The organism is Candidatus Velamenicoccus archaeovorus, assembly GCF_004102945.1.
Classification (GTDB): Bacteria; Omnitrophota; Gorgyraeia; order Velamenicoccales; family Velamenicoccaceae; genus Velamenicoccus; species Velamenicoccus archaeovorus.
Window position 1 is genome coordinate 551,383 of the sequence record NZ_CP019384.1, and the last position, 25,252, is coordinate 576,634.

Annotated in this window: 27 protein-coding genes; all 27 read left to right on the forward strand. The window is 53.7% G+C overall.

What is annotated here, in order from left to right:
• Positions 1 to 80 precede the first annotated feature (80 nt).
• The 27 genes from BU251_RS02130 to BU251_RS02260 all read left to right on the forward strand — a co-directional run bounded on the left by BU251_RS02130 (position 81) and on the right by BU251_RS02260 (position 25,251).
• Positions 81 to 677 carry a YbhB/YbcL family Raf kinase inhibitor-like protein gene (locus BU251_RS02130; RefSeq protein ID WP_228767833.1) on the forward strand — a complete coding sequence of 199 codons (597 nt, stop codon included), beginning with the start codon at positions 81 to 83 and terminating at the stop codon, positions 675 to 677.
• A 339-nt stretch (positions 678 to 1,016) separates the two neighbouring features.
• On the forward strand, positions 1,017 to 1,382 hold the full coding sequence (locus BU251_RS02135; RefSeq protein WP_128699258.1) for a DUF2065 family protein: 366 nt from the start codon (positions 1,017 to 1,019) through the stop codon (positions 1,380 to 1,382).
• A 98-nt stretch (positions 1,383 to 1,480) separates the two neighbouring features.
• Positions 1,481 to 1,885: a hypothetical protein gene (locus BU251_RS02140; protein ID WP_128699259.1), complete on the forward strand. Its 405-nt coding sequence runs from the start codon at positions 1,481 to 1,483 to the stop codon at positions 1,883 to 1,885.
• Positions 1,840 to 3,039, forward strand: a complete 1,200-nt coding sequence (locus BU251_RS02145) for a coiled-coil domain-containing protein (RefSeq protein ID WP_128699260.1) — start codon at positions 1,840 to 1,842, stop codon at positions 3,037 to 3,039. Before BU251_RS02140 ends, BU251_RS02145 begins: the two co-directional genes overlap by 46 nt.
• A gap of 112 nt (positions 3,040 to 3,151) precedes the next feature.
• On the forward strand, positions 3,152 to 4,411 hold the full coding sequence (locus BU251_RS02150) for an ArnT family glycosyltransferase (protein ID WP_128699261.1): 1,260 nt from the start codon (positions 3,152 to 3,154) through the stop codon (positions 4,409 to 4,411).
• 2 nt (positions 4,412 to 4,413) lie between these two features.
• Complete coding sequence (locus BU251_RS02155) at positions 4,414 to 5,085, forward strand: glycosyltransferase family 2 protein (protein ID WP_228767834.1); 672 nt, start codon at positions 4,414 to 4,416, stop codon at positions 5,083 to 5,085.
• A gap of 12 nt (positions 5,086 to 5,097) precedes the next feature.
• Positions 5,098 to 6,078 carry an NAD-dependent epimerase/dehydratase family protein gene (locus BU251_RS02160; protein ID WP_128699262.1) on the forward strand — a complete coding sequence of 327 codons (981 nt, stop codon included), beginning with the start codon at positions 5,098 to 5,100 and terminating at the stop codon, positions 6,076 to 6,078.
• Positions 6,075 to 6,365, forward strand: coding sequence for a GIY-YIG nuclease family protein (locus BU251_RS02165; RefSeq protein WP_128699263.1), 291 nt, complete (start codon positions 6,075 to 6,077; stop codon positions 6,363 to 6,365). Before BU251_RS02160 ends, BU251_RS02165 begins: the two co-directional genes overlap by 4 nt.
• Before the next feature lie 20 nt (positions 6,366 to 6,385).
• Complete coding sequence (locus BU251_RS02170; protein ID WP_128699264.1) at positions 6,386 to 7,144, forward strand: class I SAM-dependent methyltransferase; 759 nt, start codon at positions 6,386 to 6,388, stop codon at positions 7,142 to 7,144.
• Between the two features lie 220 nt (positions 7,145 to 7,364).
• The gene (locus BU251_RS02175; protein ID WP_164908820.1) at positions 7,365 to 8,141 is read left to right on the forward strand and encodes a transketolase; all 777 of its coding nucleotides are present in this window, start codon (positions 7,365 to 7,367) and stop codon (positions 8,139 to 8,141) included.
• 4 nt (positions 8,142 to 8,145) lie between these two features.
• Complete coding sequence (locus BU251_RS02180) at positions 8,146 to 9,015, forward strand: transketolase family protein (RefSeq protein ID WP_128699266.1); 870 nt, start codon at positions 8,146 to 8,148, stop codon at positions 9,013 to 9,015.
• 5 nt (positions 9,016 to 9,020) lie between these two features.
• Positions 9,021 to 9,980: an NAD-dependent epimerase/dehydratase family protein gene (locus tag BU251_RS02185; protein WP_128699267.1), complete on the forward strand. Its 960-nt coding sequence runs from the start codon at positions 9,021 to 9,023 to the stop codon at positions 9,978 to 9,980.
• Positions 9,977 to 10,960 carry an NAD-dependent epimerase/dehydratase family protein gene (locus BU251_RS02190; RefSeq protein ID WP_128699268.1) on the forward strand — a complete coding sequence of 328 codons (984 nt, stop codon included), beginning with the start codon at positions 9,977 to 9,979 and terminating at the stop codon, positions 10,958 to 10,960. Before BU251_RS02185 ends, BU251_RS02190 begins: the two co-directional genes overlap by 4 nt.
• 10 nt (positions 10,961 to 10,970) lie before the next feature.
• Complete coding sequence (rfbC, locus tag BU251_RS02195; protein ID WP_228767835.1) at positions 10,971 to 11,486, forward strand: dTDP-4-dehydrorhamnose 3,5-epimerase; 516 nt, start codon at positions 10,971 to 10,973, stop codon at positions 11,484 to 11,486.
• 171 nt (positions 11,487 to 11,657) lie between these two features.
• Positions 11,658 to 12,656, forward strand: a complete 999-nt coding sequence (locus BU251_RS02200; protein WP_128699269.1) for a GHMP family kinase ATP-binding protein — start codon at positions 11,658 to 11,660, stop codon at positions 12,654 to 12,656.
• Positions 12,657 to 13,080: 424 nt separating this feature from the next.
• A complete protein-coding gene (locus tag BU251_RS02205; RefSeq protein ID WP_128699270.1) occupies positions 13,081 to 13,884 on the forward strand; it encodes a class I SAM-dependent methyltransferase in 804 nt (267 codons plus the stop codon).
• A gap of 22 nt (positions 13,885 to 13,906) precedes the next feature.
• On the forward strand, positions 13,907 to 14,893 hold the full coding sequence (locus BU251_RS02210) for a GDP-mannose 4,6-dehydratase (protein WP_128699271.1): 987 nt from the start codon (positions 13,907 to 13,909) through the stop codon (positions 14,891 to 14,893).
• Between the two features lie 18 nt (positions 14,894 to 14,911).
• Positions 14,912 to 16,180 carry a beta-galactosidase gene (locus tag BU251_RS02215; protein WP_128699272.1) on the forward strand — a complete coding sequence of 423 codons (1,269 nt, stop codon included), beginning with the start codon at positions 14,912 to 14,914 and terminating at the stop codon, positions 16,178 to 16,180.
• 7 nt (positions 16,181 to 16,187) lie between these two features.
• Positions 16,188 to 16,961, forward strand: coding sequence for a TatD family hydrolase (locus BU251_RS02220; protein WP_164908821.1), 774 nt, complete (start codon positions 16,188 to 16,190; stop codon positions 16,959 to 16,961).
• Between the two features lie 74 nt (positions 16,962 to 17,035).
• Positions 17,036 to 17,722, forward strand: coding sequence for a phosphoribosyltransferase (locus BU251_RS02225; protein WP_128699274.1), 687 nt, complete (start codon positions 17,036 to 17,038; stop codon positions 17,720 to 17,722).
• A gap of 78 nt (positions 17,723 to 17,800) precedes the next feature.
• The gene (locus BU251_RS02230; RefSeq protein WP_128699275.1) at positions 17,801 to 18,568 is read left to right on the forward strand and encodes a tRNA threonylcarbamoyladenosine dehydratase; all 768 of its coding nucleotides are present in this window, start codon (positions 17,801 to 17,803) and stop codon (positions 18,566 to 18,568) included.
• Positions 18,569 to 18,678: 110 nt separating this feature from the next.
• Positions 18,679 to 18,981, forward strand: a complete 303-nt coding sequence (locus BU251_RS02235) for a DUF1330 domain-containing protein (RefSeq protein WP_128699276.1) — start codon at positions 18,679 to 18,681, stop codon at positions 18,979 to 18,981.
• Positions 18,978 to 19,841 (forward strand): MBL fold metallo-hydrolase, encoded by an 864-nt coding sequence (locus BU251_RS02240; protein WP_128699277.1) that lies wholly within the window; start codon positions 18,978 to 18,980, stop codon positions 19,839 to 19,841. Before BU251_RS02235 ends, BU251_RS02240 begins: the two co-directional genes overlap by 4 nt.
• A gap of 37 nt (positions 19,842 to 19,878) precedes the next feature.
• Positions 19,879 to 20,598, forward strand: coding sequence for an ABC transporter ATP-binding protein (locus tag BU251_RS02245; RefSeq protein ID WP_128699278.1), 720 nt, complete (start codon positions 19,879 to 19,881; stop codon positions 20,596 to 20,598).
• Between the two features lie 5 nt (positions 20,599 to 20,603).
• On the forward strand, positions 20,604 to 21,698 hold the full coding sequence (locus BU251_RS02250) for a SufD family Fe-S cluster assembly protein (RefSeq protein WP_128699279.1): 1,095 nt from the start codon (positions 20,604 to 20,606) through the stop codon (positions 21,696 to 21,698).
• Positions 21,699 to 21,822: 124 nt separating this feature from the next.
• Positions 21,823 to 22,212 carry a response regulator gene (locus tag BU251_RS02255; protein ID WP_164908822.1) on the forward strand — a complete coding sequence of 130 codons (390 nt, stop codon included), beginning with the start codon at positions 21,823 to 21,825 and terminating at the stop codon, positions 22,210 to 22,212.
• Between the two features lie 45 nt (positions 22,213 to 22,257).
• Positions 22,258 to 25,251 carry a PAS domain S-box protein gene (locus BU251_RS02260; protein ID WP_128699281.1) on the forward strand — a complete coding sequence of 998 codons (2,994 nt, stop codon included), beginning with the start codon at positions 22,258 to 22,260 and terminating at the stop codon, positions 25,249 to 25,251.
• The last annotated feature ends 1 nt before the right edge of the window (position 25,252 follow it).

The following is a 25,252-nucleotide window of genomic DNA, read 5'->3' on the forward strand; positions in this document are numbered from 1 at the left end:
AGCCGGCTGTCTTTTCGTTCTGATTTCCTTGCCCCCATACAAGACTTGTGATAGTATAACGGTATGCCGGATGGTCACTTATGAAATTCCACGCGTATCGTGCCTCATCGAAATTTTTGACCTTCGGGAAGCCGGCCGCGAACGGCCTGCGTCTGCATCCCCTTGTCGGATTTTATCTGGCGGTCCTGATGGTTGCGTGTTCAGGAGGTGGAGCCATGGCCCTTGAATTGAAAAGCCCCGCATTTTCCAACGGATCGAAGATCCCGCCGCAATACACCTGTGAAGGCAGAGATGTTTCTCCGCATCTCCAATGGAGCAGCGTTCCCGATGGTACAAAAAGTTTTGCGCTCATCAGCGATGATCCCGATGCGCCGTCCAAAATTTGGGTTCATTGGGTGATCTACAATATCCCGGCTGAAGCCCGAGAGCTGCCTCAGGGATTTCCTCATGATGCGTCTCTGCCGGATGGCATCTGTCAGGGAATCAACGATTCCGGGGAGACGGGTTACGGCGGGCCGTGTCCGCCCCCAGGCAAGCCGCACAGGTATTATTTCAAGCTTTATGCCCTTGATCGTGCGCTTGAGATCAAGGGGACGGCCACAAAAGAAAAGCTCCTGGAAGCCATGAAAGGGCACGTTTTGGGGGAAACGGTACTGATGGGAACGTATGAGAGGTGAGGGAGGGAGAAGGGGGAGTTAACGTTACTCCTCGCGTTTTGCATCTTGATAATTTATGCCAGGACTGGTTTCGCCGAGTCGGCCTAAATTTTCCTGGTCTGCTGTTCCAATAGACCGAGTAAGCCCGGAGTTCATTTTGTAAGGAAGAGCTAGGATGGGCAAGATAAAGAAAATTAACATGACCCCTTGCGTGAACAGCTAAAAATTTTAGGATACATCCAGTCGCGTCAGAGTCGCGACGGGTATCCAAAAATTTTTAGCTACGCTCGCCTGCCTTAGCCGAAGGCCAAGGCAGGCAGGGGGTTAATTCCGCTGATAGCGGAATTAAGGAGGTCGCACATGGGGTTTTTTCTGTTTCTTGTCAGTCTTTTGTTGATCATTGAAGGGGTTTTGTTGATCCTGACGCCGAAAAAGGTCGTCAAGTTGGCTCATCAGATGCTGGATAAGCCTAAAGATGCACGGCTTCTTGGTCTTGTGCCCTTGATCATCGGCATCATGCTTTTGTTCGCGGCATCTTCCAGCGCCGTCAGCTGGCTGATTTGGCTTCTGGGGCTGGCCGGTATCGCCAAGGCTGTCTATCTGTTTTTGACGCCCGTCGCCAAGGTCAAGACGTCGCGTTGGTTCAGCATGTCGGATCAGTCTTACCGTATCAGCGGGATCATCATCCTTGTCCTGGGGGTCATTGTTTTTATTTCAAGAATATAAGGATGGCAGATCAGGCCGGACACATATGATCACGGGGGGCGTCCGGCCTTTTGCTATACGCCATGCATATTAATATGAAAGCCCTTATCGGGGACGCAATGAAGAACGTTGCCGGAGCGTTATTGCTGTTTTTTGTTTTTTTTGCCCTTGCCCGGGCTGTTTTTTCTGTTGAAGAATTCAGGTCGAATGCCGACGAATCTGAAGCCTATAATGTGACCCGCGTGCAAAAGGTCGTCGATGGCCATGTCTTCTGGGTGGAAGAGGATCGTCCTATCGAGAAAGTGGCTGGTCTCTACCGGCCGATGGACATGGATTCCTATATTCAGCTCAAATTCAGCAAGCTCCAGAAACAGCTTGACGATCTTGCCAATAAAACCAAGGCCAGGATCGATAAGCTGGAGGGGCAGGTTGGCAATCTCACTCAGAAAGTCGACCGATGGGAGAAGAAGCAGGACGCATGGCTCAAGAACGCGCAGAACATCTCGAACACCACGACGCCTTGAAGAAACAGCCGATATCCGCAGGTTACCTGGGGGCGATGCGCTTGGCGGTTGCGGCATCGTTTTTGTCGCTGGTTTGCATCCGGGGTTTTGCCTATGCCCAAAATTCGGAATATGGCCAGGAGGCCGTCGCAGACCTTGATGAAGGATTGGGCAAACTTCGCAAGGAGAGGGATAAGCTGATGGATGAGATCAGCCATCTCAAGACCGAGAAGATGGCCCTCGCCGAAGAAAAGCAACTGCGTATTGAAGAAGTAGAATCCCGTGCCACGGTGCTCAATAACGAGCTGGATGGGGCCCATGCAGAAATAGAGCGGTTAAAGTCTGAAAAGGCCGACCTCGCCGATCAGCTAAAAGATGCCCGTTTCAATCTTGACAGAGTCAACGGCATTTTCAATAACAAGGACGCTGTTTTCATAAAGGTCAGGGATGAAAACAACCGCCTGAAGACGGACTTGGCCGACGCCGAGAATGCCCTCCAGAGGTCTGCGGAGAAGATCCAGAAGCTCAAAAAAGAGAAAGAGAGCGCCGAAAGCGAGCTGGAGGCGACGAAGAAGCGGCTCACGGGTTATTTTGCCGATCAGGATGTGGAGCTTTCTGAGATCAGGGGCCAGCGCGAGAATCTCCAGAAGGAGATAACTGTCCTTTCCGAAAAGCTCAAGGCCGTTGAAAATAAACGCCAGGCGGCCGTCCTGGAGGTGCAGGCTCTGCGCAATAAACTCTTGCGGCAGGCCGAAGATGCCTCGGCGAGAGAGGCGAAGCTCAAGAAAGATTTGACAGGGACGTCTGAGCGTAAGCTCAAGGAAGCCCGAGAGACGTCCGCGGCCCTCGCAGAGGCTGAGAGAAAACTGAAGGACGCCGAGAAAAAGATCACCGAGCTTGAAGAGGAAAATAAGGCCTCCAAGACCATGATGCAGCTGGCGAGCGAAAAACTGAAATATTATGCCATGACGTGCGAGGATTCAAAAAAGAAACAGACGGCGTCTCCCGGCGTTTCTCTTGCGTTGGAGGCCTGCCGCCGCGAGAATGAGACTCTTAAAGTCCAATTGACGGCCTTGAGTGAAGACCATAAAAAGCTCCTCGATGAGGTAGCGGCCTTCAAGAAGACGGCACGGGAGACACAGCAGGCTAGAGAGGCATCGAAGGCGACGAAGTGATATTTGTCGGCTTCGTCTTTGGAAATCGACTCGCAGGGCAGGGCTGTTTCTCCGCTATGAGGGCGGCTTTCTGTTTTTATCCTGGGTTTTTGGGTCAGGCCAAGAGGCATGAATGATATTATGCGATAAAACTTTCGGTATCGATCGGTTGATACGTCTGGTCAGCTGGATCCTGATCTCTTTTTCTATTCTTGCGGTTTTTATGACGACGCCGCGGGAAGAGGGGTTCGCCAAGACTGCCGATGAAGGATATTATTTTATGTACGCGATGGCCGTCAAGGAAGGAGGGATGGCCCAATTCCCGGTCCTTCTGCAGCAGCACTTATCGGATAAGGTGGCGCAGCTTTTTCCTCATCCCGGCCGCATTGGTTATGTCCTTCTGACAGCAGGCTGGTTGAGCATCTTTCCCGATACGTTCCTTTCCCTGGCGCGGCTTTCCTGGTTCTGTTTTGTCCTGTTTTTGTTCGTTTCTTTCTGGTTTTCAAGGAAATATTTCGGCGAACGCACAGCCTCTTTCTATACGGTGCTCTTGTCCATCCATCCGCTGTTGATGACGGCCGGCCGCCGCGTCCTTCAGGACAGCATGCTCAATCTTTTCTGGGCGCTCTCCATATGGTTTTTCCTCGATTTTCTGATGGAAAAGAAACGGCGGCAATACGCGTTGTTCCTATTGTTTTTCTGCATTAGTCTTTCCATCAAGGAGGCGTCGGCGATCCTGTGGGCCTTTTTTGCCTGCGCCTTTGTCCTTTTCAGGGAAAAGAATGATCCGCGCCTTACCGGCCGCCATCTCTTGGGTATTTTTCTCGTCCCGGTTTCCGTTTTGGGATTATTGTATCTCTGGTTGTTGGGCGGTTGGGCCAACGGCTTGGCGCTGGTCCGTTATCTCATAGGTGTGCATTTCCCTGCCGCCGGGGCCGTCACCAATGCCTATTCGTTGTTCGGCATGGGGCCCTGGTATAAGTTCATCATGGACGACCTGATGCTTTCTCCATGGACTGTGCTTTTGGCTGTCGGCTATCTCTTTCATATCATGCTCAATCGCCGGGCCGCCAAGCCCGTGACGTACCTGGCCTTGTTTTTGGTCTTTCTCTATGGGGTCATGAGCGCCATGAAATATACCAAGATCATCCGGTTTGTGATGAGCATGGAGATCACCGTTTGCCTTTTTGCCGTCTTGATGCTTGAAGAAATTTTTGCCGCCGAAAAAAAAGACGAGAGGCGTGCGCTTTTCGTGTTTCTCTCCGTCTGCGTGATTTATCTGGTCAACAGTATCAACTTTGTGCACCTATTCGTCCGCTGGAATATTTACGATCCTATCAGCTATTGGCTGTTGCAGGCGCAAAAGGTCATCCCTCCGAGGAGTCTATTCTAGACATGAAGACGACTTTGTTGATTCCGACTTTGAATGAGATTGACGGCATGAAGGCTGTTATGCCCAGGATCAAAAAGGAATGGGTCGATGAGATTGTCGTCGTTGACGGCGGATCGATCGACGGTACGGTAGCGTATGCCCGCGATAGCGGCTACCTCGTCGTTGAACAGAAACTCAAAGGGCTGGTGAATGCTTACCGCGAGGCCATGCCTTACGTCCATGGCGATATCGTGATCACGTTTACGCCGGACGGAAACTCCGTCCCCGAGAAGATACCGCCTCTTATCGAGAAGATGAAAGAGGGCTATGACATGGTCATCGTCTCCAGGTATCTGGACGGCGCCAAGAGCTATGATGACGATGCCGTGACCGCCTTCGGGAACTGGATGTTTACATGGATGATCAATATCTTGTTCGGCGCTCATTATACCGATACCCTTGTTGGTTTTCGCGCCTGGAAAAAAGACCTTTTGGCCCTGGCGGATAAAGATCCCGAGCTTCCCAGCTTCGAGCCCTTCAGCGCCATCAAGTGCGCGCAATTGAAATTGAGGGCCTCCGAGATCCCCGGGGATGAGCCTAAACGCATCGGCGGCACGCGCAAAATGCAGCCTTTGCGTAACGGCTGGCAGGTGCTTATGATTATTGTCAGGGTTTTTTTTGGGTTGCATAAGTGAGAAGGGCGGACGATGTATCTTGACGGCAAAAGGGTGTTATTGGCAGGCGCGACGGGGTTGGCAGGCCGCAGCATATTGAGGTATTTATTGAGGCATTGTCCGCGCACGCGCGTCCGTGCCGTCTTTCACGAAAAAACGCGCCATGCCCTGCGTGACGGGCGCCTGGAATATGTCCGGGCGGATTTGTGCCGGCTTCAGGATTGCCGGCGCGCGGCCAAGGGGTGCGACAGCGTCTTTATGGCCGCCGCCCAGACCGGCGGGGCGCAGGCGGCTGTCCGCGAGCCCTGGCGGCAGGTGACGGATAACGCCGTTATGAACGCCCATCTGCTGCAGGCATGCCATGATACGGGTATCAGGCGCGTCGTCTGTATAGGGTCCGCTACTCTTTATCAGCCGCAGGAGGGGCCGGTCCGCGAGGAAGATTTGAAGTTGGATCACGATCCCCATTCGTCTTATTTCGGAATAGGTTGGGTGACGCGTTTTGTGGAAAAACTCTGTCGGTTCTGGCACGAGAAAACAGGGCTGGAGGTCGTCTTGGCGCGGTGCGCCAATATTTACGGGCCCTTTGCCAGGTTCGACCCTGCGCGCGCCAATTTTATCCCGGCTTTGGTGCGCAAGGCCGTCGACAAGATGGATCCTTTTGAAGTGTGGGGGTCTGCCGATGTCGCCCGGGACGTGATCTATGCGGATGATTTTGCATCTGCGGTCGTCGCGATGATGAATGCCGCGGACATCCGTTTCGATGTGTTTAATGTCGGTTCCGGCAAGGCCGTGACAGTGGGGGACGTCGTGGCATGGGCGCTCGCCGGCGCCGGGCATACGCCCCGCCGGATCGTCTATCGTGAAGACAAACCTGTCACGATCCGTTCGCGCGTCCTGGATATTACGAAGGCGATGAAGCTTCTGGGCTGGAAGCCCGAAGTGGGTCCTCGGGAAGGCATCGCCAAAACCGCGGCCTGGTGGCAGGAAAACAGGAGGCACTGGAAGAGATGAATCCCGTTAGACCCTTTTTCTTCACTTATGTTTTGCGATGTAAGAAAACCAATACTTTTTATACCGGAGCTACAAATAATCTAGAGAAGAGATTTGAGGAACATAAGAAAGGTTTGGTTTTTTATACATCTCTTCGGCGCCCTCTTGAACTTATTTATTTCGAAGCGTGTCTAAATAAAGGTGACACTTATCGACGAGAAAGATATTTGAAATCGGGGATGGGGAAGCGGTATCTGAGAAATCGGCTTAAGGAAGGTTTGGTTCAGGAAACGACCTCTACGTTTTAAGCAAAGGAGGGTCTAACGGGATGAAAACAAAAAAGCATGACGCCATTGTTTTGTCGAGCGGCCTGGAAAAGAATGCCCAGGCGTGCCTGGGCCAGTTATTGAAGCATGCGCCGCTCCCACCGGAAGAGATCCTGGACAACCTGGGCGTGTATCTGACCTCAAAGACTTTGTCGCGGCTTTTATTTTTTTATGAGATCTACCGCAAAGTCGTGGGCATGCACGGGGTGATCGTCGAATTCGGCGTGCGCTGGGGCCAGACCTTGTCGTTGTTGTCGGCGTTGCGGGGGATCTTTGAGCCGTTCAACCGCCACCGCAAGATCATCGGTTTCGATACGTTCGAGGGTTTTCGCGGCGTCAGTCCCAAAGATGGCGGCCGCATCAAGTGCCGCGACGGCTCTTTTTCCGTTCCGAAAGAATATGAGAAATACCTGGCCGAGGTCCTCGGCATCCAGGAAACGCTGAATCCGATGTCGCATATCAGGCGTTTCGAGCTGGTGAAGGGCGACGCGGTCAAGGCGGCTCCGGCGTATTTCAAGAAGCATCCGGAGACGATGATCGCGCTGGCGATCTTCGACTTCGACATCTATGCGCCGACAAAGGCGGCTCTCAAAGCCATTAAGCCGTATCTGTCCAAGGGAAGCATTCTTGTGTTCGACGAACTGTGCGACGACATTTTTCCCGGCGAGACCCTGGCCTTGAAAGAGGTTCTGGGATTGAACAATGTCAAGGTCCAGCGCATGCCGATGACGTCGCGCATATCTTACATTGAGATTAAATAACTACTTGAATGATTTAAAAAGATGCATTGATGAAAAATCAATGACAAATTCCTAATATCTAATGCCGAATCAATGTCGAATCTCTTGACGCCCCAAAAACAATATGATTTTTTGATGTATGTTATCGAAATTCTTGAATAATTTTTTGGTTATTGGGAATTGAGGTTTTATTCGTCATTTGGATTTTGGAATTAGGCATTGGTCCTCATCGCGTATGAATATGATGAACCTAGAGTGTCTGAAAATCAGAAAAGAGATCCTCAAGATATCGAGAGCCACGGGCCACGGCCATATCCCGTCGTGTTTTTCCGTCGTGGAGGTTTTGTGTGCGCTCTATGAGACGATCCGTCACGACCCGAAGAACCCTGCATGGGACGAACGCGATATCTTTATCCTGAGCAAAGGGCATGCGAGCCTGGCCTTGTATTGCGTCCTGGCCCGGTTCGGTTATTTTGACATCTCGAAGGTTTATTCCTTCGGCCAGTTCGAATCTTCGTTTGGCTGCCATCCGGACCGTTTCAAGATCCCCGGTATCGAGGCCTCGACGGGTTCTCTCGGCCACGGCATCGGCATCGCCGTAGGCGCAGCCCTCGCCCTAAAGATCAAAAAGGAAAACGAGCGCCGCGTCTACACGGTGATCGGGGACGGCGAATCCAACGAGGGGAGCGTCTGGGAGGCGGTCATGGTCGCCACAAATCTGAAGCTCGACAACCTCACCGTGATCTACGATAACAATATGTCTCATGCCAGGGGTCTGCAGATCCCCAACCCCAAAGATCGTTTCAAGGCGTTTGGATGTTGTGTTTCGGAAGTGAACGGGCATGACCTCGCCGCCCTCAAAAAAGAGATTAGAAAGAAAGACCGCCGCGTGCGCGTGATCATCGCCCATACCAAAAAGGGTTACGGTTGCGCGGCTATGATGAAGGACCACTACGCCTGGCACCGCCGGGCGCCCAGCGACCAGGAACTTGAAGAATTTTGCAAGGAGTTAGGATAACGTCATGAGGAAACAGTTCAGGGACACAGTCCTCGATATCGGCAAGACGGATGTCAGGATCGTCATGGTCTTCGGCGACGTCAGCGTCTATCTCTTCAAGGATTTCCAGGCGCTGTATCCGTCGCGTTTTTACAATATCGGCATCTGCGAAAACACCCTGATCAGCCTGGGCGCCGGTTTAAGCTCCCAGGGGTTCGTCCCATTCATCCATACCATCAATCCGTTCATCACGGAACGCAGTTACGAACAGGTCAAGCTCGACCTCTGCTATAACGGTTTTGGCGCCAACATCCTGTCCTGCGGCGCGTCCTTTGATTATGCCTGGGACGGGGCAACGCATCATGCGTATACGGACATGGCGATTTTGAGATTGTTGCCGCAGACAGAAATCATCCAGCCGGGTTCGCGTCACGAACTCGACGTTTTGTTGCGCAGCCAGTATGCCGACGGGAAGGTGACGTATTTCCGGCTGTCCGACCATCCTCATGAGGTCGATATGCCGGTCAAATTCGGCCAGGCCGTTGTGTTGAAGGAAGGACATTCCAAAGTGACGGTCATGACCGCCGGGCCCCTTTTGGCCAACGTGCTGGAGGCGTGCCGCGACCTGGACGCCAATATCGTTTATTTCCACACGATCAAGCCGATCGACCATGCGGCCATCAGCCGTTTCCGCCACACAAAAATCGTTGTCGTGCACGACGCCTTCGGGCTATTTGAGGCCGTCTGCGAGGTGCCGGATGTCCGGGCGAGTTATTACGGCCTGCCGGACAAGTTCTGTAGCTGGTACGGCACCCTGCAGGACATCCGCAAGAAAATCGGCCTGGACGCTTTTGCGATCCGGGAGCATGTCCTCAGGAAAATTCAGGAGAGTTGAGCCTTATGTTCTACAAAGATAAAAAAGTCTTGGTGACGGGCGGCACGGGGTTTGTGGGGCTGCACATCGTGCAGGAACTTTTAAAAGAGGGCGCGCGGGTGCGGATACCCGTGCATCGCAGGCCGCTGGTGGTCAAGGACGAGAGGATCGAGACGGTGCCGGCGGACTTGACGAATCCCCAGGATTGCTTGAGGGTGCTCAAAGATATCGAGATATGCTTTCATGCCGCAGGCGCTGTGGCCGCAGCCGCCGTCACGGCGGGGAACCCCATGGAGGCCATCATCGCCAATCTTGTCCTGACGTCCCGCATGCTGCAGGCGGCGTGGACCGCAGGGACAGATCGCTTCCTCGTTTTTGGTTCCTCGACGGGCTATCCGGCTGCGGATTATCCCATCAAGGAAGACGAGATGTGGACAGGCCCGACGCACCCGTCGTATTTCGGCTACGGGTGGATGCGGCGTTATCTCGAGAGGCTGGCGGAGTATGTCGCTTCGAAATCCAAGGTCAAGATCGCCCTCATGCGGCCGACAGCCGTCTATGGGCGTTGGGATAATTTCGACCTCCAGACGGCCCATGTGATCCCGGCGCTGGTGCGCAAGGCCGTCGAGAGGACGGATCCTTACGAGGTGTGGGGGACGGGGGATGAGGTGCGCGATTTCCTGCACGTCAGCGATCTGGCCAAAGCGTGCCTTGTCCTCGCCGAAAAACACGCCGTCTGTGACCCCGTGAATATCGGTTACGGCAAGGTGGTGCGCATCAAAGAGATCGTCGAGAGCATCCTCAAGTCTGCCGGTTACCCCAAGGCGCGCGTGGTGTTCAATGCCTCCAAGCCGACGGCCATTCCTTTCCGCATGGTGGATACGTCCAAGGCAAAAAAGATCCTCGGTTTCGAGCCGCAGGTGACGTTGGAGAAGGGGCTGGAAGACACGGTGCAGTGGTATCAACGGATGCGGGGCAAGATATGATCCAGCAGGATATCCTGAAGAATTTTCGCGGCAAAAAAATCCTGGTGACCGGCGGCACAGGGCTGATCGGCCGCCAGGTCGTCGGTATCCTCTGCGGGGCGCAGGCGCGCGTGTCGGTCGTCTCTCTGGACTGCTTGAAGCCCGTGCCAGGCGTCCGTTATATTTATGGTGACCTGACGGATTTTATTTTTTGCAAAAAGATCACGCGCCGGATGGACTGCGTTTTTCATCTGGCGGGGATCAAGGGGTCGGCATCCGTGACGGAGAAAAAGCTGGCCAGCCACTTTGTGCCGACGATGATGATGAACGTCAATATGCTGGAGGCCTGCCGGCAGAACCGCGTGGCCAAGGTCGTCTATACCAGTTCCATCGGCGCCTATGCCAATACGGATGTCTTTCGCGAGAAAGATTACCGTCTCGACAGCCTGCCCATGGATTTTGCGGGGTGGGCCAAGCGCATGGCCGAGTTGCAGGTCCATGCCTATCACGTGCAGTTCGGGATGGAGAATTTCGCCGTGGTGCGGCCGTGCAACGTCTATGGGCCGGGCGATAATTTCGACCCCAATAATGCGATGGTGATCCCATCGCTTTTGTACCGTATCTACCATAAGGAAGACCCTGTCGTCGTCTGGGGCGACGGCTCGGCCATCCGCGATTTTGCCTATAGCCGGGATGTGGCGGAAGGCGTCATCCTGGCCTTGCACCACGGCACCATGGGCGGGTTTGTGAACCTGGGGAGCGGCCGGGGCGTTTCCGTCCGCGAACTGGTGGAGACTCTGCACGGTTTTCTGAATTTTAATTATGTCTTTGATGCCTCTAAGCCGTCGGGGTTTCCCAGACGGGTGATGGATATCACCCTGGCGCGGGAGCTCATCGGCTACGACCCGACGACAACGCTGCGGGAAGGCTTGGAGGAGACCTGGAAGTGGTTTATCCACAACCAGAACGAGTTCAAAAAGAAAAAAAATTATTTTACGTGATGAGGTTTTAATGATGACCGTAGAAAGAACACAGCTGGAAGGCGTCTTGTTGATCAAACCGGAGGCGTTCCGTGATTTCCGGGGAGAGTATGTCGAGATCTACAATGAGGAACTTTACCGCAAGAACGGCATCGAGGTCGCCTTCATCCAGGATGATATCTCGATGTCTTATAAGAACGTCCTGCGCGGCATCCACGGCGATGATCTGACGTGGAAACTGATCTCATGTCTTCACGGGGAATTCTATCTTGTCGTCCTGAATTACGATAAGAGCTCCCCGGATTTCGGCAAGTGGCAGTCTTTCACGCTCTCTGATAAGAACAGGCACCAGGTCCTGGTGCCTCCCAAATTCGGCAACGGTCATTTCGTCTTAAGTGAGAGGGCGATTTTTCACTACAAACAATCCACCTATTACGATCCCGGCAAGCAGTTTACCGTTAAATGGAACGATCCGCGTTTTAACATCTCCTGGCCTGTGAAGGACCCTATCTTGTCGAAGAGGGACGAGCTGGGAAGAAGGGGATAGTTTAATTCCGCCAGAGGCGGAAGGTTAAAGGAAATAAACGTTACTCCTCGCGTAATCATCTTGTCAATATCTGTCTGCGACCAGTCCTCGTAGAACTCGGACGGGCATCCAGATATTTCCAAGATACGCTCGGAGTTAATTCCGCCGGAGGCGGAATTAAGGAGACTTTACATGGTTATCAGCCGAACACCATTTCGCATTTCATTCTTCGGGGGGGGCACGGATTATCCGGATTGGTACAAACAGCATCCCGGGGCGACCTTGGCTACGACGATTGATAAGTACTGTTATCTGACCGTCGGTTACCTGCCGCCGTTTTTTGACTGCAATTACCGCATCGTCTATTCCAAGCGTGAAATGGTGAAGAAGATCTCCGAGATCGAGCATCCGGCTGTGCGCGAGACGCTGCGTTTCATGGGGATCAAAAAAGGCATCAGCGTCCAGCATGTCGGCGACTTGCCGGCCCGTACGGGGATCGGTTCCAGCTCGTCTTTTACTGTCGGGCTCCTCCATGGCCTCTATGCCGTCACCGGCAGGATGGTGTCGAAAAAACAGCTGGCGCTGGAGGCCATCGATATCGAGCAGAACTGGATGAAAGAGAATGTCGGTTCCCAGGACCAGGTGATCACGGCGTTCGGCGGGTTCAATAAGATCGAGTTTAAAGGAGCCAAGAACGTCGAAGTGACCCCCGTAACACTGGACAATAAGACGCTCAAGGCTTTCCAGGGTCATCTTCTTTTGTATTTTACGGGTTTCTCGCGGCTGGCCTCGGAGATCGCCGGAGAACAGATCAGAAATATCCCTGCAAAGAAGAAAGAGCTCAAAGAGATGTATGCCATGGTCGGCCGGGCGATGGACATATTGAATAAGCCGGGCGACGGGTTTGATGCCTTCGGCAGGCTTCTTCACGAGTCTTGGCAGATCAAGAGGACGCTTTCGAGCAAGATCACCAATTCCCGCATCGACGAGATTTATCTGGCGGCGCGGCGCGCAGGCGCGATCGGCGGCAAGGTCCTCGGCGCCGGCGGCGGCGGGTTTATGCTTTTCTTCGTGAGACCCGAACGGCAGGCCGCATTCAAGAAAAAAATGAAGGGTCTCTTGCGCGTGCCTTTCAAGTTCGACGATCTGGGCAGCCAGATTGTCTACTACAGGCCGGACAATAATTTTTAATGAGGTCGCTGTTGCGGCGAATAAGCCGCAACACGTTTAGCGACGTCCGCCGAGAGGGTGAGGCGGGCCGAGGTCGAAGCGCTTCCTTTGCTTTTTATTAAAGGTTAAGCGAGACGGATCATGCAGAAGGCGGCTGAGTTTCGAGGGTTGGCATAAGTCGCCCGGCCGAATTTTGAGAACCAAAATGTTTTATGCAGCAAAAATCCTGCGATTAGCAGGAAACCCCGTTCGCCTGCAAAATGAATTGTGAAACATTTCATGAAGCGTTTTGAGGCGAATCGGAGTATTCGTTATAGCGAAGTATGCGCGAATTAAATCTGCCAAAGTTTTAGTGGCGGATGGATCAGCGAAGCGTCCGCGAGTTAAACCCGCCGACGCAGTAATGGCGGCCGGGTGGATCACAAAGGAACCTTGACGCATTATCATGACTCTCAAAGATTATCTTCAAACGCACTATGCGCATCCCTTGGTCGGCCAGCTCGATCTGGACTCCCGGGAGGCGGTCGGGATCCATCGCCGTATCATCGAAGGCAATCCGCTTTTAAAAAGACACTATCTTTTCATCTATGGTTCTTTTAAAAAAGCCGAAGAGGGCGTGAGAGGGTTGCCGCAACCTTCCCTGGAGATCGGCTCCGGCGGCGGGTTTTTAAAGGAGGTCATCCCGTCCGTCGTCACATCGGACGTTGTCGCCGGCGAAGGGATCGACAAAGTCGAGGACGCCTCGAAGCTGTCATTTGCCGATGCGTCCTTAAAGGCCGTTTATGCCAATGCTGTCCTGCATCATATCCCGGAACCCGAACGATGTCTCGCCGAGATCGACCGCGTCCTGGTTCCGGGCGGCGTGTTCGTTTGTAACGAGCCGTCATCCACGGCTTTTGGGTATTTTATGAACAGGCATTTCCATCATGAGCACACGGACAAAACGGTGAAGGCGTGGCGTCTGACCGAGGAAGACGGCACGGGCAGGTTGAAAGGCGCCAACATGGCCATGCCTGCTATTATCTTCAGGAGGGACCGTCGGATATTCGAGAAAAAATTCCCGCGTCTGAAGATCAGGTCTATTGTTTATCATGATTTTTTGAGATACACCCTTTCGGGAGGATTGAGTTTCCGGCCTTTTGTGCCGCGGGTCTTGTTCGGGGCGGTCAATATCCTAGAAGTATTGACGAGGCCTTTGTTATTTTTGCTGGGCCATGCCATGATCGTGACGATTGAAAAAACTCGATAGAGGCAGAATGAAGGAGTTTCCCATGAAAAAAAATGTTTTGATTACCGGGATCACGGGGTTTGTCGGCAGCCATCTCGCCGACTACATCTTTTCCCTTAATGACGGCAATATCGAGATCCACGGGACGCGGCGCTGGCGTTCTCCCGTCGAAAACATTGAACACATCATCGAGAAGATCCAGCTTCATTATTGCGAGCTTCTGGATGCCAAGTCCGTCCAGGACCTGATCGCTTCGGTCAGGCCGGACATCATCTTTCATTTGGCGGCCCAGTCTTATGTCATGACCAGCTTCAGCGCGCCCGTCAACACCCTGGAGACCAATATCTGCGGGACGGTCAATCTCCTGGAGGCGGTGCGTTACGCCAAGATCGATCCCGTCATCCACATCTGCAGTTCTTCGGAGGTTTACGGACAGGTGCGCGAGAACGAAGTCCCGATCAGGGAATCGCAGCTTTTCCGGCCGGCTTCGCCCTATGCGGTCAGCAAGGTAGGCGAGGATATGCTGGCGTTCCAATATGGCCTGTCTTATGGCTTGCGTATCATCACGACGCGCATGTTCACGCATACCGGCCCGCGCCGGGGGGAAGTTTTTGTCACCTCGGCGTTCGCCCGCCAGATCGCGCGGATCGAGGCCGGTATCCAGGAACCGGTCCTCAAGGTCGGCAATCTTGAGAGTGTCCGCACATTTGCCGACGTGCGGGACACGGTGCGCGCCTACTGGCTTCTCGTCCATAAGTGCAAGCCCGGCGAGGTCTACAACATCGGCGGAAGCGTTTCCATGACCGTTGGCGACATGCTCAATAAACTTTTGAGCATGACGGACAAAAAAATCGCCATCAAGGTCGATCCGGCGCTCCTGCGGCCGTCGGACGTGACGCTCCAGATCCCCGACTGCGCAAAGTTCAGGCAGGCGACGGGCTGGGAACCCGAGATACCTTTTGAGAAGACGTTGAAAGATCTTCTGGATTTCTGGCGGGATTATTACGCCAGAAGGAAGAAAAGGGCGTAAGGATACGATCGAGGGGCCATGGATACGTCTGCAAGGAATCGCAGTATCTGCCTGTGGGGCATCCTTTCTGTTTTTCTTTTTTCCTGCGTACAGCCTGCCTGTGCTACCGCTACGCACACCAAAGCGTCCGAATGGAAAAGACGCAATGCCCATCTGGTCCCGGATGAAAAAGAAAACAAGGCGATCCTGGCCCTCGACCAGGATTACTCCGTTCCGTGGCGGACGGCCACGGACAGCGACGGGGATGGTGTGGACGATGTCTATGATCCTTCGCCCATGGACTGGCGCGAGAATGGCTATGATCCGTTTGCCGTCCTGGCATTCTTGAGCTGGTATCACGACTGGAATGCCTATAAATACGACTGCGACGCCCTGAAAAAGGTCGTCGATCTCATGAAGGATGCCGGCGTGGGGATGGTACGTTTCGATTTTTTGTGGCAAGATATCGAGCCGCGGCCCGGCGAACTCCATTTTGAGAAATACGACTATATCGTCGATCTTCTGACGGAACGCCAGGTCCGCGTCCTGGGGATCCTGGGCTATTCCGTCAGCTGGGCCGGCAAGGCCTGGAATTATCCTCCCTACGACGACGAGACTTTTGTCCGTTATGTCCGCCAAGTCATTTCCCGTTACAAAAACAAGATCAAGTATTGGGAGATCTGGAATGAGCCGGATTCGAGGACTTACTGGGTCCCTCAGGACGACATGAAGCGTTATACGGAGCTCCTCAAGAAAGTGTACGAGGCCGCCAAGGCCGTCGACCCATCCTGCAAGATCGTCTTGGGCGGCATGACGAACAGCGGTTATTATGCGATCAAGAACGTCTATCGCAACGGAGGAAAGGATTATTTTGATGTCGTCAATATCCATCCTTTCGCCAATCCTTTGCGCGCCAAAGCCATGATGGACGTCCTGGCGATATACCGCAATGTCCGCCGCGAGATGGACAAAAACGGCGACCAGGACAAGAAGATATGGTTTACGGAGATCGGCGCGCCCGGCGTTGAGCGGCCCAATAAGGAGAATGCCTGGTGGGAAGGCATAAGCCCGACGGAAAAACAACAGGCCGCATGGGTGACGGATGTATATGGGCGGCTGACGGGCTTAGACGATGTCGAGAAGGTCTTTTGGGCGTTTTTCCGGGACAACCTGGGACATTTCAAAAGCGGCGTCGATTTCTTCGGCCTGGTCCGCTGGGATTTTACGCCCAAGCCGTCGTTTTTCGCCTATAAAAAACGTGCGCACGCCGTCATGGATGAGTGGCGTCCTTTCCGGGGGGAGCCGTAAATTTCCCATGATTGATCTTATTGACGCCCATTGCCATATGCAGGATGAAAGGATCAAAGGGGACCTGCGGTCTCTGGTGAGTCGGGCCAAAGACAAGGGCGTGCATCGCCTGGTATGCTGCGGTTCGGAGGAAAGCGACTGGGAAGCCGTGGCCGCGCTCAAAGAACAGTACCCTTGCGAGATCATTCCTTCTTTTGGATTGCATCCCTGGTATATCAAAGACCGTTCTGCGAAATGGCTGGAGAATTTGGAAGGGTTCCTCAAGCGCATGCCATCAGGCGTCGGGGAGATCGGACTGGACCACGGGCTCAAGGATTTCGACGAGCAGGACCAAAGGGAGGTTTTTCTGGCGCAATTGGCGCTGGCACGCACGTACCGTCGGCCCGTATCGATCCATTGCCGCAGGGCCTGGGATGTTTTGCTGGATGTCTTGAAGGATTTCGGCCCGTTGGATGCCGGCGGTGTCATTCATTCCTATTCAGGGAGTGCGGAGATGGTGCCGTCTCTGCAAATTTACGGCCTTTATTTTTCTTTTTCCTGTTCGATCACGCGTTCAGGCAATACACGGGGCCGCCGCGCCCTGCAGGCCGTTCCCAGAGATAGGCTTTTGATCGAAACAGATTCGCCGGATATTCCGCCTGCCGGCTTAACGGGTTTGAATGAGCCGTCGCATCTGCTTTTGGTGGCCCAAGCCGTGTCTGAAATCATTGGAGTCTCCATGGATGACGTTGCGGCCATGACGAGCGCCAACGCCACGGCGCTTTTCGGATCTCTGGCTTAGGCCTACCCGGGTTTTCGTGCTATATGGCGGATACACAGGAATTGACCTGACGGCTTGTTTTGCGGGAGTGGCCTATGGGCAGGATACGCGTTATTTCTTATGAAGACCGTATTTTTCAGGATCGCAGGGAAGCCGGCAGGTTTCTGTCGGAGGCGTTGAAAAAATTCCAGGGGAGGGATGCCCTTGTTCTTGGTATTCCGCGCGGCGGCCTTGTCGTGGCTGCAGAGATCGCCAGGGCGATCGGCGCAGACATGGATGCCGCTCTAACGCGGAAGATCGGCGCGCCGCTTCAACCTGAATTGGCCATCGGCGCTCTTTCGGAAAGCGGACAGATTTATCTGAACAGCGCTCTGGCGGCCCAGGTGGGAGCCGATGAGGAGTATATCGAACAAGAGAAGGCGCGGCAGGCAGGCGTCATCAAGGAACGCGCACAGCAGTACAGAAAAGTCAGGCCGAAGGCCTCTGTTACGGACCGCTTGGTGATCGTGACGGATGATGGTGCGGCCACAGGCGCGACCATGTTGGCAACGCTCTGGTCGTTGAGACAGGAGAAACCGCAACGTCTCATCGCCGCCCTGCCTGTCGTATCGGGCGATGCCGTCGAAATCCTTGCCGGTGCCGCCGACGAGCTCGTTGTCCTGCAGGTGCCGATGTATCTGGCCGGGATCAGCCAGTTTTACGGTGATTTTTCGCAGACAAGCGACGATGAAGTTGTGGGTATCCTCAAGGAATTCGCGGCGCGCCGCGGCAGGAAGTTGTGAGGGAATTATGTCTCGCGATGGCTCGGTCTTTGAAGCCGGCAAGCTCAGCGGTTCTCCGAAAGATTTTCAGGAGAAGGCATGAAAGAGGATCCGGGGCGTTTTTCCAGGACCGCTTTATTGCTCGGGAAAGATGCAGTCCACCGTTTTAAGCAAAGCTCTGTGGTTGTCGTCGGACTGGGTGCCGTGGGGTCTTTTGCCCTGGAGGCCCTGGCACGCGCAGGAGTGGGGTCTTTTTCCCTCGTCGATTTCGACGAGGTCAAGCCCACGAATTTCAACCGTCAGCTCTTTGCCTTGGAGTCTACCTTAGGTAAATCCAAGACAAAGGTCGCCTGCGAGCGGGTCCTTGATATCAATCCGCATTGCCAAGTCGTGGCGCAGCATGTCTTTGCCGGCCCGGAAAATTTAAGCGAGCTCCTGGATCCGGCCCCGGATGCGGTGATCGACGCCATCGACAGCTTGAATCCCAAAACAGAACTCCTTAAATTCTGCGTCATCCATGGGATCCCCGTTGTTTCTTCCATGGGCGCCTGCGACAAGACAGACCCTTTTTGCATCCGTGTCGCCGACATTTCCGAGACGAGAATTTGTCCTTTGGCCCGCAGGATCCGTAAGCGTCTCAAGAAGAACGGTATTCATGAAGGGATTGTGTGTGTTTACGGGATCCAGAACCCTCGTGGGACCTTGGGCGAAGAAGGGGACGAAGAGATACTAAGGAGAGGCCGCAAGCGCACGCCGCGCGGCTCTATTGGCTATATGACAGGCATGTTCGGCCTTGTTGCCGCTTGCGAAGTCTTGAAGATCCTGGCAGGAGGGTCTTTGGAGTCTGTCTTCGGCCCAGGGGCGTGAAGTTTTGCAGGCATGACCTCGGTTGAAAAATGGCTCAGAAGATGACATAATGTGCTGGAATATTTGAAGAAGGAGCGGGCGCAGTCTTTTGATTTTGCGGGAGAAAAAGCATGAAGGGGTCGAAAGTTTACATGGTGATAGAGACCAAGATCAAGGACAAGGAAAAATACGGCCGGTATGTCGATGAAGTTTATGATATCGTGCGCCGTCATGGCGGCCGTTATCTGGTCAGGGGCGGCCGCGTCACGCCCATGTTCGGAGGCTGGACGCCGGAACGGATGGTTGTGATCGCGTTCGATTCGCCGGAGGATTTAAAGAAGTGTTTCACATCTCCGGAATATTTGGCGGTTGCACCTTTGAGGGAGACGTCGACCGAAACCAGGTCCGTCATCTTGGAGGGGTGCCAGCCATGAGGGTCGCCGAAGGCATCCATGCTTTAAAGATCCCATTCCGGCTTCCCGCCGGACCGGATAATTTCCTGGAACGGTTTGTTTATTGTTATCTGGTGTGCGGCGATACCGTCTGCTTGATCGACAGCGGCGTTGCAGGGAGCCAAGAGATCATTTTTGATTATCTCGCATCTATCGGCCGCAAGCCGGAGGATATTTCCATCTTGGTCCTGACGCATAGCCATCCGGACCATATGGGCGCCGCGCATGCAATCCGGGAAGCCACGGCGTGCACGGTGGCGGCGCATCTCTCGGAGAAAAACTGGATAGAAGATATCGATTTGCAGTTCAGGGAAAGGCCGGTGGCTGGTTTTGAGACACTTGTCGCCGCCCCCGTCAAGGTCGATCGGGTACTTAAAGACGGAGATGTCCTGGGATTGGGGGGCGGTTTTGACATGGAGGTTTTTCATACGCCGGGGCATTCCAGGGGCTCGCTATCATTGTTCTTGCGCAAGCAGAAGGTGCTGTTCTGTGCGGATGCCGTCCTCCTGCCGGGACAACTGCCTATTTATGACGACAATGAAGCATGCGTGCGGTCTGTCAATAAGTTGAAATATATGCGAGGTGTCGAGATCTTGCTTTCTTCCTGGGATGAGCCGAAACGGGGTCCCGAGGTGCTCCGGGCCTTGGATGAGAGTCTTATTTTTCTTCGAAGCATTCAGCGGGCGGTGTTTGAGGTGATCAACGAGTATCCGACGGCGGACCTGATGGCCATGTGCGGACAAGTGGTCAGGATCATGGGCTTGCCGCCAGCGGCGCTCAATCCCCTGGTGGCCAGGTCATTGGCGTCGAGCCTTGAGAAAAAACGGCCGCGCGGACACTAATTTTCTACGGCTAGGGCCACGGACTCCAGAGGTCGGCATGGACAACAGCTTGAAGATCGAAAATCTGACGGTGGAAGTGGGCGGCCGGGTGATCTTGGAAGATCTTAACCTGGAGATTTCCCCGGGCAGCACCCTTGTTTTGTTCGGGCCCAACGGTTCCGGAAAATCCACGTTGATCAAGGCCATCATGGGGTTCGAGAATTATGCGATCACCCACGGGAAGATCGTCTTCGGAGGAGAGGTGATCAACGGTTTGTCGACGGATGAACGCGCCAAAAAAGGCATCGGCGTCCTTTTCCAGAACCCGCCGAAGATCAGGGGGATCAAGTTACGCCAGATGGTGGAGCTGGTCACACGGCGGCCGGCGCAGGAAGATATCTTTGTCGATAAGCTCAACGTCGGGGAGTTGATGGACAGGGATCTGAATGTGAATTTTTCCGGGGGAGAGATGAAGCGTTCTGAATTGCTCCAGGTTTTGTCTCAGCGGCCGAAGCTCCTGCTTCTGGATGAGCCGGAATCGGGCGTCGACATCGAAAATATCGCCATGATGGGCAGGGTACTCAACGCCTTTATCCGCGAGCATGCCGTGGCTTCGCTCATCATCACGCACACCGGTTATGTCCTGGATTATGTCGACGCCCAACACGCCTGCGTGTTGATGGACCGCGATATCCGCTGTTATGACGATCCGCGCAAGGTTTTTGAAGATATCCGTCAATTCGGTTATGAAAAGTGCCGCACCTGCCGAGGACAATGAACTTTATGGCTGATAAGGATGCACATCTTGGAAAAGAGGAGACCCGCCGTCTGGAGCGCATCGGTTATGATGCATCCGAGAAGGAGCGCGCCGGTTCTTTTATCCAGCAGGACAGCGATTTGCTCCTGCGCAAGACGCTTCATGAGGATATCGACGTCATGGGCGTCGAAGAGGCCTTGAAGACGGTTCCCGACGCCGCGTCATACTACGGCAAGGCCTTTGCGGCGCTTGGCCGGGAATATCCGAAAGAAACGTCCGGCGGCTATTACATCAGGATCAAGGCCGGCAAGACCGTGCTTTTCCCCGTGCAGGCGTGCCTCTACCTCAAGAAGGCGAATTTCAAACAGAAAGTCCATAATCTCATCATCGCCGAACCCGGCTCAAAAGTCTACATCATCACCGGCTGTACGGCACACATCGATTCGCAGGAAGCGTATCATTTGGGCATCTCGGAATTTTTTGTCGGCGCAGGGGCTTATGTGAACTTCACCATGATCCATAGCTGGACACGGGAGACGAGCGTCGAGCCCAAAAGCATCGCTATCGTCGATAAAGCGGGGGTGTTTATCTCCAATTACATCTGCCTGGATCCCGTCAAGAACATCACGATGTATCCGACAGCCGTTCTCGACGAGATGAGCACGGCCCATTTCAGCTCGCTGATGGTGGCCCATGAAGGTTCGGCCCAGGACATCGGCTCGCGCGTCATTTTTAACGGCAGGGGGTCTTCGGCGGAAATCATCTCGCGGGCCGTCAGCTTGGGGGGATCGGTTACTGCGCGCGGCCACCTCAAAGCCTCCTCGCCCGATATCAAGGCGCATCTGGAATGCCGGGGGCTTGTCGTCAACGAAAAAGGCAGGATCCATGCCATCCCGGAGCTTGAAACCGAATACAGGGATGTGGATATGTCCCATGAGGCGGCGATCGGCAAGATCTCCAAAGAGGAGATCGAATACTTATGTTCCAGAGGGATTTCCAAAGATAAGGCGCAATCCCTTATCATCCGCGGTTTTGTAGATACCAACATTCTGTCATTGCCTGAGTTGTTGAAGAAAGAGATCGATCAGCTTGCAGACCGGACATTGAAGTCTGGCCTTTGATTCTTTCCGGCGGCCGTCCTGCCTCGATGGGTTTCTTATGAGGGTTGCCCGATCCCGGCTGTCGCAAAGACAAAATACATCATCTCATTTCGTGCGAGAGGAGAGGAGCCAAGGAGGAGGCTGGATGGAGAAGAGAAGGGTTCTGGTCGTGGATGATGAGGAGAATCTCCGTAAATTATTGAAGTTGAACCTGGAGGGGACCGGCAAGTTTACGGTTGAGACCTTGGCGAATGCCAAAGACCTTATCGAGACGCTTCATATGTTCAAGCCCGAGGTGATCCTGCTCGATCTTTTGCTGCCCGGCCTCGGCGGCTTGGAGGCATGCGAGATGCTGAACAGGGATCCGCTGGGTCAGGGAGTGCCTATCATCGTTCTTTCTTCCCTGGCCAAAGACGGAGACAAGCGCGCCGCTTACGGCAAAGGAGTCGTGGATTATCTCGTAAAGCCCATTGAGAACGATGACCTTGTCGCCAAGATCGAAAAGGTCCTTTTGAATAAAGACAGTTCGTCATGAGAGGCAAAAAAGCGGCATCGGAATCATGGTGCAGGTCGTGATTGCATGAAGACAAAGCTTAACAAACTCTTTTTCGTTGCGATTCCTCTGCTTTTGGCGGCGGGGACGGTGTTGACCGGATGGGTTTTCCGCATCGAAGACAAGCGCATGCGTGAAGATTTCATGGTCGGGGCGCGCATCTTGAGGAGCGCCATCGACCCCTGGCGCATTCTGCGCCTCAAGGGTTCCGAAGCCGACCTTGTTTCTCCTGATTATCAGCGCCTGAAGGAACAATTGAGTCTGGCGCGTTTCTCCAACCCCGAATGCCGTTTCACCTACCTGATGGGCCGGCGGCCGGACGGTCAAGTCTTTTTCTTTCTGGATTCGGAACCGCCTAATTCAAAGGATTATTCGCCTCCCGGCCAGATCTATACAGAAATCTCAAGACCCATGCGGGATGTCTTTGTGACCGGAAAAGAAGTTGTCGCAGGGCCGGCATCGGACCGGTGGGGGCGATGGGTCAGCGCGGCGGTCCCGATCGCAGATCCAGAAACAGGCAAGATCATTGCCGTGCTCGGCGTGGATATTGCGGCGCGTCACTGGACGGCGCTTATCGTCTACCATTCCCTTCCTCCGGCGGTCGTTACCCTGTTGCTCTTCATGATCGTCGGGACATTTTTGTCCATCCAGCAGAGGGATAAGCTGGAAAAGATGCGGCTTTCGGCCTCGCGGATGGCGTTGCAACAGAGCACGGAAAACTTCCAGAAGCTGTTTGAGAATATGGCCGACGGCATGGCCATCTATCGGGCTGTCGAGGAGGGTCGGAATTTTGTCTTTGTCAATCTGAATAAGACAGGAGAGAAGATATCGCAGGTGAAGCGGCAAGACATTATCGGCAAAAAGATAACTGAAGTATTTCCCGCGGCGGCAGATATCGGTCTTGTGGAGGTCTTGCGCCGGGTCTGGAGCAGCGGCGTATCGGAATACCTCCCCGGCATCCTCTACAAAGATCAACGGATCGAGCATTGGACTGAGAATTATATTTTAAGGTTGCCGTCGGGCCTTGTGGTATCGATCTATTCCAATATCCCCAAACGCAGACAGGTCGATGAGGAGATTAAAAGTCTAGCAAAGTTCCTTGACGAGAGCCCCCGTCCGATCTTGCGCATTTCCGTCGACGGCAGATTGCTTTTCATCAACCGGGCCGGTCTGGATCAATTGGCGGACTGGCACTTGCAAATAGCGCAGCCGGCTCCGCTTCACCTGAGAGATCTGGCGTTCAAGGCATTAGAGACCGGTTCAGGCCAGCATGCCGATATCGCTTACGGCCGGCAGGTATATTTTTTTCATGTGACGCCTGTCAGCGGATCCGGCTATGCGAATCTTTACGGCATCGACATCACTGAGCGCAAAAAGATGGAAGAGGAATTAAAACGGAAGACCGAATTCCTGGAAGCCCAGACAGAAGCGTCCTTGGATGGGCTGCTCGTCGTTGATGAAAACGGAAGGAGATCTTTGACGAATAAACGGTTGCTTGAGCTATGGCAGGTGCCGCAGGCCGTCGCCACCGATAAGGATGATGCGGCATTTTTGCAATTCGCAGCGAGCAGGGTGAAGAATCCCAAGGAATTTTTGGCTCAGGTCAATTATCTCTATGCCCACAGGAGTGAAACAAGCAAGGACGAAGTTGAGTTCAAAGACGGGATGATTTTTGAGAGATATTCTTCGCCCGTCATAGATAAGAACGGAAAATACTTCGGGCGTATCTGGACATTCCGCGATATCACCGAGCGCAAGCAGGCGGAAAGAAAGATCCTGGAATACACCAAGCGCCTGGGGTATTTGACGAAGTACGCCAATGATCTGATCATCCTCCTTGACGAAAATTTTAACCTTCTGGAAGTCAACGAGCGCGCCGAGGATGTTTACGGCTATACCCGTGATGAGTTGGTCGGGAAGCATGCGACTTTTTTGCGCGCATCTGAAGTTCGGGAGGCATTCAGCCGACAGATTGCGTCGGTCCACGAGGGGGGCCGTGTCCTCTTTGAGACGGTGCATATGCGCAAGAACGGGGAAAAGTTTCCGGTCGAGATCAGCGTCAACACATTCGATGCCGACAAGAAAAGGTTCTATCTGGCCGTCATCCGCGATATCACCGAGCGCAAGAAGGCCGAGGAAAAGTTGAGCCGGGCCTTGGCAGAGGAGATCAAGCTCCGCGAAATGACCACAAGCATGCTGGAAGACAACAAGCGGATCAGTGAAAAGCTGGAGAATAGCCTGGAGAGATTGAAAGAAGCCCAGATCCAGCTTGTCCATGCCGAAAAAATGGAGGCCATAGGCCGGATGGCTTCCGGCATCGCGCACGAGGTTAAAAATCCCCTGGGGATCATCCTGCAAGGCATTAATTATCTCGAAGGGAAGCTGCCGTCTGAAGAGCAAGGCGATCGCCAGATACTCCAGATGATGAAGGACAGCGTCAAGAGGGCGGACGGTATTGTGCGCGCACTTCTCGATTTTTCCAGGACCGAAGGATTGAGGCAAGAACGCCAGGATATTAACGTCGTCATCGAGGGCAGCCTGGAACTGATGAGGCACAGGCTTAAACTTCAACCTGTAGAGCTTTTATTTCATCTGGAAAGAAACCTTCCGAAAATATTCATAGACCGAGGCAAGATCGAGCAAGTCTTCGTCAATCTGTTCAATAATGCCCTGGATGCCATGCCCCAGGGAGGGAAGCTTTATGTCCGTTCTTTTCTGTCTGAGATGAAAGCTCCCGGGGATAAGGTCGGGAACAGGAAAGGGGACGGATTCAAGGCAGGGGAAAAAGTTGTCGTGACGGAAATAGAAGACACCGGTGTCGGGATAGACGAGGGTATCGTCAACAAGGTGTTTGATCCGTTTTTTACGACAAAAGACAGAACGGAAGGGACTGGCCTGGGTCTTTCCATCGCCAAGAGCATTATCGAGATGCACAACGGCTTGATCAGGGTAGAGAGCGTCAGGGGCAAGGGGACGAAATTCACCATTCTTTTCAGGCTTTTCAAGGAAGACAGGGGTTGAC

Excerpts from the sequence above, each read along its gene's own strand:
- BU251_RS02130 (WP_228767833.1), top strand. The coding sequence starts at position 81 with ATGAAATTCCACGCGTATCGTGCCTCATCGAAATTTTTGACCTTCGGG.
- BU251_RS02135 (WP_128699258.1), top strand. The coding sequence starts at position 1,017 with ATGGGGTTTTTTCTGTTTCTTGTCAGTCTTTTGTTGATCATTGAAGGG.
- BU251_RS02140 (WP_128699259.1), top strand. The coding sequence starts at position 1,481 with ATGAAGAACGTTGCCGGAGCGTTATTGCTGTTTTTTGTTTTTTTTGCC.
- BU251_RS02145 (WP_128699260.1), top strand. The coding sequence starts at position 1,840 with ATGGCTCAAGAACGCGCAGAACATCTCGAACACCACGACGCCTTGAAG.
- BU251_RS02150 (WP_128699261.1), top strand. The coding sequence starts at position 3,152 with ATGATATTATGCGATAAAACTTTCGGTATCGATCGGTTGATACGTCTG.
- BU251_RS02155 (WP_228767834.1), top strand. The coding sequence starts at position 4,414 with ATGAAGACGACTTTGTTGATTCCGACTTTGAATGAGATTGACGGCATG.
- BU251_RS02160 (WP_128699262.1), top strand. The coding sequence starts at position 5,098 with ATGTATCTTGACGGCAAAAGGGTGTTATTGGCAGGCGCGACGGGGTTG.
- BU251_RS02165 (WP_128699263.1), top strand. The coding sequence starts at position 6,075 with ATGAATCCCGTTAGACCCTTTTTCTTCACTTATGTTTTGCGATGTAAG.
- BU251_RS02170 (WP_128699264.1), top strand. The coding sequence starts at position 6,386 with ATGAAAACAAAAAAGCATGACGCCATTGTTTTGTCGAGCGGCCTGGAA.
- BU251_RS02175 (WP_164908820.1), top strand. The coding sequence starts at position 7,365 with ATGATGAACCTAGAGTGTCTGAAAATCAGAAAAGAGATCCTCAAGATA.
- BU251_RS02180 (WP_128699266.1), top strand. The coding sequence starts at position 8,146 with ATGAGGAAACAGTTCAGGGACACAGTCCTCGATATCGGCAAGACGGAT.
- BU251_RS02185 (WP_128699267.1), top strand. The coding sequence starts at position 9,021 with ATGTTCTACAAAGATAAAAAAGTCTTGGTGACGGGCGGCACGGGGTTT.
- BU251_RS02190 (WP_128699268.1), top strand. The coding sequence starts at position 9,977 with ATGATCCAGCAGGATATCCTGAAGAATTTTCGCGGCAAAAAAATCCTG.
- rfbC (WP_228767835.1), top strand. The coding sequence starts at position 10,971 with ATGATGACCGTAGAAAGAACACAGCTGGAAGGCGTCTTGTTGATCAAA.
- BU251_RS02200 (WP_128699269.1), top strand. The coding sequence starts at position 11,658 with ATGGTTATCAGCCGAACACCATTTCGCATTTCATTCTTCGGGGGGGGC.
- BU251_RS02205 (WP_128699270.1), top strand. The coding sequence starts at position 13,081 with ATGACTCTCAAAGATTATCTTCAAACGCACTATGCGCATCCCTTGGTC.
- BU251_RS02210 (WP_128699271.1), top strand. The coding sequence starts at position 13,907 with ATGAAAAAAAATGTTTTGATTACCGGGATCACGGGGTTTGTCGGCAGC.
- BU251_RS02215 (WP_128699272.1), top strand. The coding sequence starts at position 14,912 with ATGGATACGTCTGCAAGGAATCGCAGTATCTGCCTGTGGGGCATCCTT.
- BU251_RS02220 (WP_164908821.1), top strand. The coding sequence starts at position 16,188 with ATGATTGATCTTATTGACGCCCATTGCCATATGCAGGATGAAAGGATC.
- BU251_RS02225 (WP_128699274.1), top strand. The coding sequence starts at position 17,036 with ATGGGCAGGATACGCGTTATTTCTTATGAAGACCGTATTTTTCAGGAT.
- BU251_RS02230 (WP_128699275.1), top strand. The coding sequence starts at position 17,801 with ATGAAAGAGGATCCGGGGCGTTTTTCCAGGACCGCTTTATTGCTCGGG.
- BU251_RS02235 (WP_128699276.1), top strand. The coding sequence starts at position 18,679 with ATGAAGGGGTCGAAAGTTTACATGGTGATAGAGACCAAGATCAAGGAC.
- BU251_RS02240 (WP_128699277.1), top strand. The coding sequence starts at position 18,978 with ATGAGGGTCGCCGAAGGCATCCATGCTTTAAAGATCCCATTCCGGCTT.
- BU251_RS02245 (WP_128699278.1), top strand. The coding sequence starts at position 19,879 with ATGGACAACAGCTTGAAGATCGAAAATCTGACGGTGGAAGTGGGCGGC.
- BU251_RS02250 (WP_128699279.1), top strand. The coding sequence starts at position 20,604 with ATGGCTGATAAGGATGCACATCTTGGAAAAGAGGAGACCCGCCGTCTG.
- BU251_RS02255 (WP_164908822.1), top strand. The coding sequence starts at position 21,823 with ATGGAGAAGAGAAGGGTTCTGGTCGTGGATGATGAGGAGAATCTCCGT.
- BU251_RS02260 (WP_128699281.1), top strand. The coding sequence starts at position 22,258 with ATGAAGACAAAGCTTAACAAACTCTTTTTCGTTGCGATTCCTCTGCTT.